The organism is Thalassoglobus sp. (genome assembly GCF_048270125.1).
In the GTDB taxonomy this organism is placed as follows: Bacteria; Planctomycetota; Planctomycetia; order Planctomycetales; family Planctomycetaceae; genus Thalassoglobus.
This window is the reverse complement of record NZ_JBLWTN010000011.1, coordinates 75,293-88,836: the sequence shown is the minus strand read 5'-3', so window position 1 is coordinate 88,836 and position 13,544 is coordinate 75,293. Positions and strand designations below refer to the sequence as shown.

General features: G+C 49.8%; 10 protein-coding genes. 2 read left to right on the top strand and 8 right to left on the bottom strand.

Annotation, left to right across the window (positions count from 1 at the left end):
• Positions 1-14: 14 nt before the first annotated feature.
• Together ACN0YR_RS14215 and ACN0YR_RS14210 are read right to left on the bottom strand one after the other, a co-directional pair.
• The gene (locus tag ACN0YR_RS14215; RefSeq protein WP_417849903.1) at positions 15-575 is read right to left on the bottom strand and encodes a metallophosphoesterase; all 561 of its coding nucleotides are present in this window, start codon (positions 573-575) and stop codon (positions 15-17) included.
• 356 nt (positions 576-931) lie between these two features.
• Positions 932-2,803, bottom strand: coding sequence for a hypothetical protein (locus ACN0YR_RS14210; protein ID WP_417849902.1), 1,872 nt, complete (start codon positions 2,801-2,803; stop codon positions 932-934).
• Between the two features lie 225 nt (positions 2,804-3,028).
• On the opposite strand from ACN0YR_RS14210, the gene ACN0YR_RS14205 reads away from it, so the two are divergent.
• Entirely contained in the window at positions 3,029-3,802 is a 774-nt protein-coding gene (locus tag ACN0YR_RS14205) for an SDR family NAD(P)-dependent oxidoreductase (protein WP_417849901.1), read from the top strand.
• Between the two features lie 97 nt (positions 3,803-3,899).
• Complete coding sequence (locus ACN0YR_RS14200) at positions 3,900-4,685, top strand: SDR family NAD(P)-dependent oxidoreductase (RefSeq protein ID WP_417849900.1); 786 nt, start codon at positions 3,900-3,902, stop codon at positions 4,683-4,685.
• A gap of 181 nt (positions 4,686-4,866) precedes the next feature.
• Here the strand turns inward: ACN0YR_RS14200 and ACN0YR_RS14195 are convergent, their stop codons facing one another.
• The 6 genes from ACN0YR_RS14195 to ACN0YR_RS14170 form a co-directional block, all read right to left on the bottom strand.
• Positions 4,867-6,606: a family 16 glycoside hydrolase gene (locus tag ACN0YR_RS14195; protein ID WP_417849899.1), complete on the bottom strand. Its 1,740-nt coding sequence runs from the start codon at positions 6,604-6,606 to the stop codon at positions 4,867-4,869.
• Positions 6,607-6,896: 290 nt separating this feature from the next.
• Positions 6,897-8,018 carry a citrate/2-methylcitrate synthase gene (locus ACN0YR_RS14190; protein WP_417849898.1) on the bottom strand — a complete coding sequence of 374 codons (1,122 nt, stop codon included), beginning with the start codon at positions 8,016-8,018 and terminating at the stop codon, positions 6,897-6,899.
• A gap of 656 nt (positions 8,019-8,674) precedes the next feature.
• Positions 8,675-9,619 (bottom strand): SPFH domain-containing protein, encoded by a 945-nt coding sequence (locus ACN0YR_RS14185; RefSeq protein ID WP_417849897.1) that lies wholly within the window; start codon positions 9,617-9,619, stop codon positions 8,675-8,677.
• Positions 9,620-9,929: 310 nt separating this feature from the next.
• Positions 9,930-10,352 (bottom strand): HIT domain-containing protein, encoded by a 423-nt coding sequence (locus tag ACN0YR_RS14180; protein WP_417849896.1) that lies wholly within the window; start codon positions 10,350-10,352, stop codon positions 9,930-9,932.
• Between the two features lie 47 nt (positions 10,353-10,399).
• Positions 10,400-12,787 (bottom strand): VIT domain-containing protein, encoded by a 2,388-nt coding sequence (locus ACN0YR_RS14175; RefSeq protein ID WP_417849895.1) that lies wholly within the window; start codon positions 12,785-12,787, stop codon positions 10,400-10,402.
• Between the two features lie 183 nt (positions 12,788-12,970).
• Entirely contained in the window at positions 12,971-13,522 is a 552-nt protein-coding gene (locus ACN0YR_RS14170; RefSeq protein ID WP_417849894.1) for a potassium channel family protein, read from the bottom strand.
• Between the last annotated feature and the right edge of the window lie 22 nt (positions 13,523-13,544).

The window sequence follows — 13,544 nt, the reverse complement described above, 5'->3', positions numbered from 1 at the left end:
AGTGACTTCACGTCTTATTCAGTTTGAGTCGACGCTTGAGCCGCTCGTTTGCGGCGATCTTCTTCCCAGCTGGGGAGCGGTTGACTCATGTCGATTGGAAGAATCTCGACTTCCTCGGTTTCTGTATCAAGCACAGCGATTGTCGGAGCGTTAAAGGTCCAGCCCGAGGTCTCTCCGGGGTTAATAAACAGGCGATTCTGATCGTCTCGTTTAACATTGGGACGATGTGTGTGCCCATAGATTGCGATATCGAACTCTCCGTCGAAGCCGTTGAGTTGACGCTCCATGTGCACAATGACAACGCGTGTCCCATCCTGCAATGTGTATTGAGCAGGAGCATCCTGGATTTCTCCCAAGACCCGAAACCCACCTGTCAGGCCAGTTTTGTTTCCTTCATTATCTCCGAAACAACCATACATTCTGCAATTGAGCTGGCGAAGCGGAGGGACCGCGAACGTCGAAACAAGGTCCCCCGCGAAGAGGACCACGTCGACTTTGAGATCGTTGAACATCTTGACCACCCGACGAATGTTATCGAGATGATCGTGCGAATCAGAGAAGATTCCTACCTTCATTTGTGGACACCTGCTGCATTAAATATTTTGGAATCCGTCCGAAAACCTCTGGAATAGCCGCCTTTCTCAATGTTTGAGAGAGCAATTTCAAGTTTCAGGACCAGTTCTAGTGTTCTAGCACGCTTTCTTAAAATGATCGAGAATGTTGTCATCAACGCAGTATTTTCATTTCTGCCTCAATCTCAGTTTCCGAGAGCAGTTTGCTCTACCGTGTGCCCGTGAAGAACGCATTTCGCTAGTGAAAATGCTGTTCGCCACGAGGCAGAGCCTGCAAACCAATTCGAAAGATGCTCTAGTCATGAAATAAACAGATCCAGCAAAGTATTTATTCGTTACGAATTTCATCCGTAGAAAGTCTATTTCTTCGCAGCAGGCTTGAGCACCGGGACTTCAAACTGCCGCGTCTTTGCATCAAAGATCAGCACGAAACGTTCGGGGAACAACAGGGCGACCTCGCTGAGTTGTTTACGGTCTTTGAGTCTTGCGACAAGAACGGGACCATCCAGTTGAGCTGAGTTGGTTACGAAGTCCATACTTCGATCCGCCTCATCTGGAACAACGAAGACAACCACATTTTTTCCATTTCGCAATGTTTCAATTTGATCATGAAAGCTCTGGTACAACTGACGGGGAAATTTCAGCTCAGCGACTCCGCGATCCAATCGTGCTGGCCAAACAGGTTCGATTGTCCAGAGGTTGGTGGAAACTGCAACAGCTATGAACAGCCCCCAGCACCGCTTCATCATCCACCGACCTGAAACGTTCCATTGGACAAAGAGGCGGCGGGTCACTTCAGCGAAGATCAAAAGCCAGAGCGGAGCGGTTTCGAAAACATAATGCCATCCCATGATGCCGTCGAACCAGTACGGAATGTGTGCCAGATGCAGACTGAGAACCGCAAGACCAATCAGCCCCCAGCGATGATCGCCAGCACGAAGAGTCAACAAAAATATCAGACCGGCAGCTAACAAAGGGACCACTCCCAAGGTCCATCGCCAGCTATTGAGAATACGGGTTTGAACATTTGCAAGAGCGAGTTCAGGTGTCAGATTTTTAGCCCAGCGATCATAGTTGTCGATCACCTTCGGTCCGAGATTCTGTTCACCTCTTTCGACGTTGTTGAATCCGTAAACATGTCGCGGAGTGTAGGTCTCTGTATAAACCTGATACGGAGTTTTGAAAGCGCTTCCTGTAATTGCCAGATTCTGAACGAATATCAGCACGAAGCCGAGAACCAGCGGGACTCCCATCACGACGAGACGCCCACACCGTCTTACAGGTGATTTCATTATAGCTGCAGAGTTTTGTATCCGCATAAAAGGCCAGCAACCTGTGACTCCCCACCAGACGAAGCAGACTCCAAACGGCAAAGCGAATCCGGCGGCCGTCATCGGTCGGCAGACCATTGCGAACGCAAGCCCAAGCCCGGCAAGCAACGTAGCCAGAACTGAATTGGTCCGCATCATTCGCAAGAAAGCCCATAAAAAGAGAGTGAGACCGATGAGTGTCGGATGGTGAGCTAACAGAAGATTGCTGAAAAGAAGTAGACCGGGCGAGAGAGCAAACAACAGTCCGGCGAGAAGTCCGGTTCCACTGTTGGAGAGTTCTCGACCACTCCAGAAGAGCATCATCGCTGCGAAGCCCTGAGCCAGTTGGTGCCCCAGCCATGGAAGCCCCAGTGCAAAAAACGGGGCAATCCACAGTCCGGTTCCGGGAAAGTATCGACTCGCAAACTTGCCTTCATTCAAGACATGCATCTGGTCAAAAAGTTCCGGCATCGGCTGAAAGCTTGGAGAAGACCAACGCCAGTTTGCGAATGTCTCGGCCTGAATTAAATAGCTGTATTCATCATGATAGGCAGGTGGCAGTCCATCGAACTTTTTGCCGACGTTCCAACTCATCCCGAAAGCGACGATGAAGACAACCAGCGCCATCGACCATGCTCGGAGTGGAGAACGATTCTCCGAGACCGGCGACTCTGCCAACCAGCGTTTCTTTTCTTTCAGCCCTGATGCATCCGTTCGGCGACGAAACCCAATCCAGCAAAACGGAAAGAGCACTAAGAATGGGATGAACGGAAACCAGTCAGGATCATTCCCCGACATCCAGCCGTTGAGGCGTTCGACTCGTGTCTGTTCATCCAGCCAGACCGGTAACTCGAACCACATCAATGCCCCAAACGTAACGACATACGCAACCGACTGAACCCAGGCGGGAGCCGTCGACATTTCAGGCTTTTCTGGTTTGAAGTTCGTCACAAGAAATTGGTTCTCAAAGTCGCAAAAAGGTACGCTGAGCATCGCACCAGACAATACAATCTTCGTATGTTCGTTTGCGCAGATTTGCTTCAGGTCATCAACTACGAAATGGAGGACGCTCAACGAGTGAAGAATCGTTGATCGTATCAGGTTTGTCGAGAACCCCCTTGTCAACTTTGTGTAACTGGAGAGAAAATGTTACCCGGAATCAAGCTCTTTGATATGACTGGCCGTGTCGCCATCATCACTGGCGGATCGAAAGGCTTAGGCAAGGCGATGGCAGAAGGACTTGCCAGTGCAGGAGCAAGCGTTGTCCTCGTGAGTCGAAATGAAGCTGAAGCACAAGCAGCAGCCGAGCAGATTCGCAACGAGTATGGAGCCGAAGCAATCGGATTCGGAGCCAATGTCACGAAATCGCAAGAGATCCAAGCTGTCGTCGATCAGACGATTCGCGATCAAAATCGCATCGACGTTCTCATCAACAGTGCTGGAATCAACATTCGTGGATCAATCGAAGACGTGACACTTGAACAGTTCAGAGAGGTTCAGGAAACAAACGTCACCGGAACCTGGATTTGCAACAAAGCTGTCATCCCCCACATGAAGAAAGCCCAGTACGGACGAATCATCAACCTGGCAAGCACATTGGGATTGGTCGGTTTAGCGAACCGAACACCTTACACATCGAGCAAAGGGGCTGTCGTGCAAATGACACGTGGCTTGGGACTCGAACTTGCTGATTTCGGAGTGACATGCAATGCCATTTGTCCTGGTCCATTCCTTACCCCTATGAACGAACCGATTGCCGATTCTGAAGAGGCCAAGAAATTCATCGTAGGGGCAGTCGCCTTGAATCGTTGGGGCAGGATGGAGGAAATTCAGGGCGCAGCCCTGTTCCTCGCCAGCAATGCATCCAGTTACATGACCGGCAGCATGGTCACCGTCGATGGTGGCTGGACCGCCCGATAAGACAGCGCGCAGCCACCTGCACATCCTCTCGCCAGAGACTTCAATTCTCCTCAAAATTTCATCGTATGGAGAATGAACTCATCCTTGGAATCTCAACATGAACATTGATCTCTCAAATCGAACCGCTGTTGTCACTGGAGCAAGTAGCGGAATAGGAAAGGCGACAGCAATTCGTCTTGCCAAAGCCGGAGCCAACGTATTCACTGGCGATGTCCAGCTTCGCGACGAGACCACAGCAGAATTTCAGTCGCTGGGAATCCATGAACAGGTTTGCGATGTGACAAATCTCGACCAGCTAAGGTCTCTCATCGACGGTGCTGTGAGTGCCACCGGTCGGCTGGATATTCTCGTTAATAATGCGGGGATTATCATGGTGAAACAAATCGATGACGTCTCAGAGGAAGACTGGGATCGCTGCATCGACACAAACGTGAAAGCCGTCTTCTTCGGGACGAAATTCGCTATTCCTCACATGCGGAAAGTCGGCGGTGGAAGCATCGTCAACACGGCCAGCAATGCCGGAATCCTGCCCAGGGCACACGACCCGGTCTATTCCATCAGCAAGCAATCAGTCGTGGGAATCACGCACAGTCTGGCATTATGCCATTCCAAAGATCGCATTCGCGTGAATTGCGTTTGTCCCGGACCAGTCGGAGAGACCGAGATCATGGAAGAAGGACTCCGCGAATTTTCCGACCGAGAAGCAGCAGTCCGAAAGTTTATCTACGCCAGTCCCTTAGCTCGCGCATTGGATCGCATGATCAGTCCAGACGAGATCGCGCAGTCGATTCTGTATCTCGTCAGCGACGCTGCAGAAATGGTGACCGGAACTTCCGTAACCATCGACGGCGGTAAGTCTCTGGGAGTTCCCCCGGAAGCTTGAACTCAAGCATTTACAGTGTAAGTGTATTCGTAGCTATGAAGATCGCTTACTCAATACCGCAGGCTCCACGCTGCGAGGCAGATCGCGAATGACAATTCAAAAAATGCGAGAGTTCAGAGCACAAAAAAACTCTCTCCTCAACTTGAGCAGAGAGTTTTTCCTGTGTTATCAGTGAGCGAACTCAGTTGAGTTCATGTTCCTCAACACGCATGTTACGTTTGGGCCAATAGTCGCCACGGCGAAATTCATAAGCTGTCGGTTCAAACTCACCGACGATATCAACGTTTGTTCCGGTCTCTGGAATTTCGTTTTCCAAACCTGTGAGAGAGTACGCGGCATTCACAAGAATGCGACGTACACCTTCGTTGAGAAAATCAGTTGATGAGCCCATCGTGGTGTTGACAACTTTTCCTTTTTTGCCGTGGGGAAGCTCGTATGTTTTCGTCCATACGACTGGCATCATGGGTGAGTTTTTACTCTTGTCGGGCTCGGTATCTGTCTCTCGCATTCCGTAGAGTGGGTCACCTTCCTCGGCATCTCCTTTGCGATTGACGACTTGTCCAAGTACGAGCGGTTGAGAGTCCCCCGGGAGAGGGAGTCGTACACCATAGACGTCGGTTGGCCCCCAGATCTTTCCAACACCTTGCAGTATTGGGTGATCTTTTTGTTCCTCAACGATCACTCCTCGAGTACTTTGAACTTTGTGTTTTCCGTGGTGACTAATCCAGTGTTCGCCTAGAACAAGACGTCCGAAACCATCTTGCCACTCTTTCATCTCTCCATTGTAGTAGTTGCCGTAGTGTGCCCACTTGCTCTCTTTGGGAAAGTTGAAGGCATGTGTCGACGTGCGCATCCCGATGACAGGCTTCCCGCTCTTCAGATAGTTATCGATGTATTGCATCTGGTCATCCGGCAATGCGCGGAAACGAGTTAAAATGATCATCAAGTCCGCATCTTCGAGAGCTTCCAGCCCAGGGATGTTCTTTCCGTAATTCGGATCAATCCGTCCGGACTCTGGATCAATGGGAAAGACAACGCGGCAGTCAAATCCGTGTCGTTGTGAAAGAATTTTCCCGAGTTGCGGGAGGACTTCTTCCGACCGGTACTCTTCATCACCCGCGATCAGAACAACCTTTTTCCCCTTCCCCGGTCCCGCTTTGCCTTTGTATTCAACGTACTGCTTGCCCTCTTTTTGCTTGTCAGCTTTTGCGATCTTCACTTCTTGCAGCTTGATATTCCGCCAACGAATCTGCTTTCCGACTTTTTGTTGATCTTTACCAATTCCATGAACTTGCAATGCAATGAAACCAGAGGGGGTCATATCATCTTTCAGATCCGCAGCTGGAACGCCATTGATCCACGTTTTGATCGAGTCTCCGATGGCTGCGACTTTGTAATGATTCCACTCGTTTTGCTTGAATGCTTCCCGCGCAGGTTTGTTCTTTTCACCTTCGAGATTGTTCAGCCAACCACGCCGTCCTTCATCGTAAATCCCACCCGACCAGGCTCTTGGAGATGGGTCAATCTCAACCTGGTATCCATGGACACGACCAGCTGCGACTTTTCTTTTTCGAGTCTTCCCGTCTGAAGATTTTGTTTCAACTTCACGATCTTCGTCGTACACGTTGCTGCGAATTTGAACCCCCGAATTGAGTCCGGGATCGACTTTAAATTCGACTTCCAGAATGAAGTCGCCGTAATGCTTTTCTGTACAGAGAAAGCTGTTTGGGGTATCCGGAACGGACGTTCCTACGATCACATCACCTTCGATTGTGTACTCCGCCTTGCCGCCATGTTGCACCCATCCATCGAAATTTTTCCCGTTGAACAGGTCGACAGTTTCACCACCAATCGAAACCGATGTTGTAGCGATCAGGACAAAGCAGGCGACTAGCGCATCGAGCTTGAAACACGGAAGCATATTGGCACTCCAAAGGATGAATTGATCGATCTCGTTCCAGTTTAGCTGCACACTTCAAGTGTGCAACCCGCTCCGAACTGTTCGGTGAATCGCCGACGTTGAAATTGAATCAAGCCAAACAAAACGCAGGGGAAAAGACTCGGCATACAAAGCACGATTGCGACCATTAAGATCGCAGCCACTCAAGATCGCAGCCATTGAGATCAAACGCCGTTCCAAAATGGGTTTGGATTGACTCCCTCGCAACGCTCAGCCCATGCAGTCGTGAAAGTGATCTTCACAGGCTGGTTTTACTCAGATCGATGTCGCAGTGGCTCGAAGTGACAATCTTCGGCGCCGCGATAGCGAGCACGAGGACGAATCACTTCGTTTGTTTCGCACTGTTCGACAGCATGGGCACTCCAACCGGCGATCCGTGCTGCTGCGAATAATGACCGAAACAGGTCTCGCTCCACGCCAAGATAGGAGAGCAGCCGACACAACGGCCAATCGACATTCGGTGGAGTTTTACGAACGTTCCAGACAGCTTGTTCGATTGAATCGGCAAGTGTTTCCATGTCCATGCGCTGACACGCACTCGCCAGACGCTCACATTCGGATTCCAGAATCGTCGCGCGAGGGTCGCAGTCCTTGTAGACAGGATGACCGAACCCGGGAATTGGAGTTTCCGGATTGAGACCTTCCACCCAGGCTTGCGCGTTCTCCGGGCAACCGACTTCATCAAGAACATCGAGTGGATGATCATCACCACCACCATGCGACGTCCCGATAAACGCATCCATCGCAGCCAGAATCGGACCGTATTGATTGCTGCGCGTCGACCCGACGATTCTTGCGACATAGGTCGACGGATTAAATTCATGCTCAGCACACGTGATGAATGCAACTTCCAAAGCACGCTCAAACAGTGCGTTGGGAACATTCCCAGTGAGCAAGTAATACATATTGCCGATGTAACTGAGTTCCTGCTTGGCAGCGAGGACCGGCAAACCGAGTCTGAGTCGATGCCATGCTCCAATCACCAGTGGTAATCGGGCCAGCAAGCGAATGGTTTGATCATGCCCGGCAAGCATCAAGTTTTCACTCGACTGCGGATCGAAATGGCTCAGCAGGCCAACTCCCGTACGCAGTACTTCCAACGGAGGTACGTGGACAGGAATTCTCTCGAAGACTTCTTCAATGATGCTGGGGAGCTTTTGCTCTTCAGCCAAGATGCTCAGAAAATCTGCGTATTGTTCTTCTGAGGGAAGCTCATCGAACAGAAGTAAGTAAGCAACTTCAAGAAAAGTCGCACCTTCAGCTAAGTCGTGGAGGCAGTATCCACGGTATTGAATTCCATCTTCAAGACGACAGATTTCTGTCTCACCAGCGATCACCCCTCGTAAACCGGGATGATAAATTTCCTGAGACATAAAAAGATCCCTCCATGGCTCAAGGCGACTCCGTCCTTAGCGAGCATGCTAACCATACTCATGGCCATTTGTCACGCGACTTGAAGAGGATTTTTTTGAACACATGATTTAGATTCCGGAATTCATTCTGACTCACCCACAATTGGTCAGCGGCAACGAAGAGAGCTCCAAACTTGAGAACCGAAAGAGTCTTCGCATGTTGAAAAATCAAGAACATGAATAGCGGGGATGAAACAAATCGACACGGTGACTTTCTCAGTGATCTCAAAGAGACTTCATTCCGTTTTTTCCTGTCTCTCTTCCAGCTTGCATCCCTCAACTATTGTGTAAGAAGTTTCCGATCAATCTTTCCGGCGAGTAGCCTACAAACCAATTCCTGAACACGATCGATTCGATTTCAGGACTTCTTCTTCGGAGGTTTTTTCTCTTGAGGCAACCGTCCTGCTTTGCGTAATGCATCTCGCAGAAGAAAGTCAAGTTGAGCATTCGAGCTGCGCAGTTCATCATCCGCCCATTGACGCAATGCGTCCAAAATTTTTGGATCAGTCCGAAGGAGAAACGATTCACGCGTCATGAAAAACCACTGAGTCCATTGCGTTCACAAAAGAGTTGAGCCCGCCATTCCTCACTGCCCAACCTGACGGAATCAAACAAGATTAATTGTAGAGCGAACCTGTATTGATCACCGGTTGTGTATGCCGATCACTACACAAAACGACAAGCAGATTGGAAACCATCGACGCTTTCCGTTCATCATCCAGCTCGATAATCTTGTCTTTTTCAAGATGTTCGAGTGCCATTTCGACCATTCCGACTGCACCGGCAACAATTTGAGTACGAGCTGCCACGACGGCCTGAGCCTGTTGACGTTGCAACATCGCAGCGGCGATTTCAGGTGAGTACGCTAAGTGACTGATGCGAGCTTCAATCACTTCCACGCCTGCCTGATCCAAACGCTCCTGAATATCAGTTTGCAACTGATCGCATACTTCAGAGGTGCTTCCTCGAAGTGAAATTTCATGATCTTCACTATCGTACGGGTGCCGACTCGCCAGAACTCGCAAGGCAGCTTCACTCTGAACTTCAACGTAATTTTCGAAGTCATCAACTTCAAACAACGCCTCAGCGGTATCAGTCACTCTCCAGACAACGACCGCTGAGATATCAATCGGGTTTCCATCACGGTCATTGACCTTCGAAGGCTTTCCGCCTGAACGCCTTCCCTTTTCAATCACCATTCCTGCGTCGTTTTTCTTGTCATGTCCCTGGCTCGAACCAGTCTCAAAGTTACGCACTCTCAAGGAGAGTTTTTTCTTGGAGTAAAATGGATTCACCCAAAAGAATCCGGAACTTCGCACAGTTCCTTTGTAATCGCCGAACAAAAGCAAGACCCGCGAATCATTGGGAGCGACTGCAAGAAACCCAAACAGGGAGATGAACGCGAGCAGCATCATTCCGATACCAACAAATATCAATGGAACGATGACGCTGTACTGATTCGCATTCCAGATGATCAGCCCCACTCCTCCAAAAAACAAGGCAAAGACTGCCACCAACATCCCCCAGCCCGGATTCGGTTTGAACATTTTTTCTTTGATCATTGCAGTGATTCCTACCCAGAAAACGCTTGCGAAAGAGTGATAACATAGTGATATCACTTTGATATACCTTCGTCAACGGCGAGAAAATCATAACGGATCAAAGATTTCACGATCAAAAGAAATGAAAAAAGAAAATTTCTAAAGCATCTTTCGAAGTGGTTTGCAGGTTCTGCCTCGTGGCGAACATCATTTTTGCTAGAGAAATGCGTTCTTCACGGGCAAACGGTAGAGCAAACTGCTCTAATCGCCTCACTGCAGAGACGGGAGTCTCAAACAGACTCAACCAGTGCAGTGAGCAGCAAAGAAGTGATCAGCCCCTTAAGCCGAATCGAGAATCCAAAGCGTGCGTAATTTCGGCAATTGCATTCACATCGTAATCTCTGGACTCGCTCAAATTCCCCCAGACAGGGCTTGGCCAACACGAATCATCCGGTGACCGCCCAATGACATGCAAGTGCATTTGTGGAACGAGATTCCCGATCGCACCGAAATTCAACTTGGGAGAACCAAAATGATCACGGACGAACTTCCCGATCTCTGAGCACTCTTCCATCACTCGCCCCAACTGCGAGGTCGGCAAATCGAGAAGATCAACTGCATCAGTTACCGGAACAAGAATGAACCACGGAACAACCGCATTCCGATGCAGCAGCACAATGCATTCTTTGAACTGCCCCAATAAATGACAGTCAGCCACAAGCTGAGGATGAAGGTTGAAATCACTGGAATTCATAGTTGCTCGATTCGCCACAGATGGTGGATCTTTCAGATCAAGCCCCATCACTTGATGAGGTAAATCTTCCCGCGGAATTTGACGAGTAATTCTTCGTCCTCTTCCTGAAGCGTCAGCACTTCGTTTTCTGCGGTGCTGTTGGCATCGGTCAGTTCGAAGTACTCTTTCGAATAACGTTTGATCTCGATGACCTTGGCTTTGTCTTCTTCCTTCTCCAGGTCGAGTGAAGCCGTTTCCGGAGTCACCAGCAACTTGCCACGTTTGTAGACAGTTTGCGTCCCTGCCTTGCGAACGATTTTTTGATAGTCCACAGGTGCTGTTTCAGAAGTTGGGCTATTCACTTGAGCGCTACTGCCAAATCCAGCACCGCCGCCGCTCGGAGGTAACGGGCTCGAAGGCTGCTGTCGAGACAATGAACGTCCGGGGGCCGGCCCCGATAACGTTCCTCCGGAGGCAGGTCGGGATTTGAATTCGTCAAGAGTTCGCAGCGACTCAGAAGCGTCGGAAGCAGAGTTATTTGCGTTTTTGAATCGTTGCTTGATCCCTCGCTGCAGGAATCCTCCACGTCCCTCAGCCTCTTCCAAATCACTCAAATTTGAAGTCGTCAGTCTGCGGTTACTGCTCGAGGCCAATTCTGGCCGGACCGTTTCATCAGCCAGAAATGAAGTGTACGGCGTAAGAATGCCATGTTTCGTCGAGAGCATCACCAGTTCATTGACGAGTTCTTCGTTCTTCCCTTTGAGATCGAGTTCATCGATGATCTCCCCAATCCGCCGCGTTGCCCAGAGCTTTTCGATAAACGAATTCGATGAATTTCCAACCTTCTTGGTGAATTTGCCCTCGAAACTCAGCGTCTCCTCTTTCTCTTGAACAGTTCCCGTCAGTTGAATTTTGGCAGCCCCAAACTCTCGATAGCGGCCCACGATCACCAGCTGTTCTCCTTCGAACAGGTCAACATCTCCACCTGGATAAACCCGATTGACCGGTTTTCCCGGCTTGGACTTATCGAACTCGTAAGAGATCTTCACATTCGTCATCACTGGCGAACTGATGCGATTGAAGACCTTCGCAACATGCTCTTCGATATCCTGATCAGGCCGAACATATTCACTCAGGCCATGATGGTCACTCGAGATCCGGTCCAGCAGACGACTGTTCACATCGTACCCTACACCGAAACTCATCACGCGAGCACGGACCCCGTTTGCCTGGCGGGCAGCCTCTGCGATCAAAGCTTCTTTGGTCTCACCTGAGGTTGGTCGCCCGTCAGTCATAAACAGGACGTAGCTCGGTTGTGATTTGTCTTGCAACCCAGAGAGCGCCGTAGTCAGTGCCTCATGAATGTTTGTTCCACCGCCAGCAAAAAGAGAATCCACATACGCCAGGGCCTCTTGACGCGAACGTTTGTCGAAGACCTCCAACTCAGGCAAAAACGATTGCACCTTGCTGTCGTAAGAGACGATGTTAAAGAGATCTCCCTCATGCAGGTTATTGAGAATAAACTTGGCTGCGTCACGAGCCTGCTCGATTTTCTTCCCGGCCATGCTGCCTGATTTGTCGACAACGAAGATGACTGTCTTCGACTGCTTCTTATCTTTATCCGCTTTGATTTCCGGCGTCGCCAGAAGCAGGAAATAGCCATCCTCATCCCTCTCTGGGCGATAGGTCAACAACCTCGCACTGACATCCCCCGGCTTTGCGTCATAAAACAATCTGAAGTCCGAGCTCGGGACGATGTTCTGTTTCTCATACTTGACAGTTGCCCTTTTCCCGGTGGGACGTTGAATGCTCACATCGTGAGTCGGGCTGTAAATGTTCTTGATGTTCGTGTCACTTTCGATTGCGAGTTGGACACGTACTTTCTTGACCGAAGTCGATGTGTATTTCGCTGTGCTGAGAGGGAACAGGAATTCCGTCAACTCATGATCTTTGCGAAGAAGTTGGCTGTAATGAATCGAAACAGTTCTGGACTCCCCTGCCGGGATGGGAAAGACGCTTGTTTGAAACATGCCCGTGCCGACCCATTCAAGTAGAGCGGGATCTTTCTGAGAGCGAACAATTGACTGATACCGATCGCGGGCTTCGTCTGCTTTCATCAGCTTCGCAGGCAATTCTTTTCCGTTGACCAGCAGAGTCATTGCATCAATCGCTCCATCATATGGAAGAGGGAACACGAACTGTGCCTGAATCGTCCCCGTTCCAGAGTTTCGAAAGGTTTGCGAGACCTGCACATCTGCCAGCTGATTCTTCAGCGTCGCTTCGACGACCACTTCATCCAGCGAATAAGAAATCGGCTGCGGGCGCGGTGTCGGACGGGGGAGTCGAATATTTTCGTTCGTAATAACGAGCACTCCCTGTGCCTGCAAAGCCCCGGGAGTCAACAACGCTCCAGCCGAACTCGCGACCAGACAAACCGCATAAGCTAATGATCTCATCGCTCTTATCCCTCAAGAAACGGTAATTCCCTCCTGAGTAGACGATGATAAACGATCAGAGTTCCAGAAATCACGAAGAAAGTCTCAGAGAAAACAAGATCCTCACAGGAATTGTAAGTTCCTGACAAAATTTGACAGATGAGCCCTCCTAACAAAACAGGGCTTACTCACGACGCCTTGAAACTATTTTTCGTTGCCAACGATCCCAAGTACCTTCTGCAACACGACAACGAGCAGAACCATTCCGAGAAAAACTTCAAAAACAACAAGACATTGCCCGATCGGCTGCTCAGGAGAATAGTCGCCATATCCAAGAGTCGTGATCGTCACAAAACTGAAATAAAGCGGTTGAAGGAACAACTCGCCTGGGGGAGGCATCCGAAAGCTTTCGCCTGTGGACCAGATTGCGATCAGGAAGAAAGAAGCGAATGCAATGACGACTTCACCATAGTGCCAAAGCACATTCACCAAAGCCCGCATCGGCTCTCGCCTTTTGTAGACAGCTTTAAAATGGAGTGAGGCGTTCGATGAAAAGACCTCGTACATGCGAATCACAGGGATCGCCAAAGCGAGGATTGTCTCTCCCGACATGATGTGAACATCAAAGCGCGATGGCTGAAGAGTGAACTCACGCAAAATCGTAAAGTAAGACCACAACAAGCCAATTGTCCACGCAAACATGTACAGGTCAGTCGCGAGTCGCAATGTTTCGTGACTCTGCTTTTTGACATCCACTCTTTCTGGTTTTCGACAAAGC

What these genes read in the sequence shown, in the direction of transcription:
- ACN0YR_RS14215 (WP_417849903.1), bottom strand. Translation starts at nt 575, where the DNA reads ATGAAGGTAGGAATCTTCTCTGATTCGCACGATCATCTCGATAACATT.
- ACN0YR_RS14210 (WP_417849902.1), bottom strand. Translation starts at nt 2,803, where the DNA reads ATGTCGACGGCTCCCGCCTGGGTTCAGTCGGTTGCGTATGTCGTTACG.
- ACN0YR_RS14205 (WP_417849901.1), top strand. Translation starts at nt 3,029, where the DNA reads ATGTTACCCGGAATCAAGCTCTTTGATATGACTGGCCGTGTCGCCATC.
- ACN0YR_RS14200 (WP_417849900.1), top strand. Translation starts at nt 3,900, where the DNA reads ATGAACATTGATCTCTCAAATCGAACCGCTGTTGTCACTGGAGCAAGT.
- ACN0YR_RS14195 (WP_417849899.1), bottom strand. Translation starts at nt 6,606, where the DNA reads ATGCTTCCGTGTTTCAAGCTCGATGCGCTAGTCGCCTGCTTTGTCCTG.
- ACN0YR_RS14190 (WP_417849898.1), bottom strand. Translation starts at nt 8,018, where the DNA reads ATGTCTCAGGAAATTTATCATCCCGGTTTACGAGGGGTGATCGCTGGT.
- ACN0YR_RS14185 (WP_417849897.1), bottom strand. Translation starts at nt 9,619, where the DNA reads ATGATCAAAGAAAAAATGTTCAAACCGAATCCGGGCTGGGGGATGTTG.
- ACN0YR_RS14180 (WP_417849896.1), bottom strand. Translation starts at nt 10,352, where the DNA reads ATGAATTCCAGTGATTTCAACCTTCATCCTCAGCTTGTGGCTGACTGT.
- ACN0YR_RS14175 (WP_417849895.1), bottom strand. Translation starts at nt 12,787, where the DNA reads ATGAGATCATTAGCTTATGCGGTTTGTCTGGTCGCGAGTTCGGCTGGA.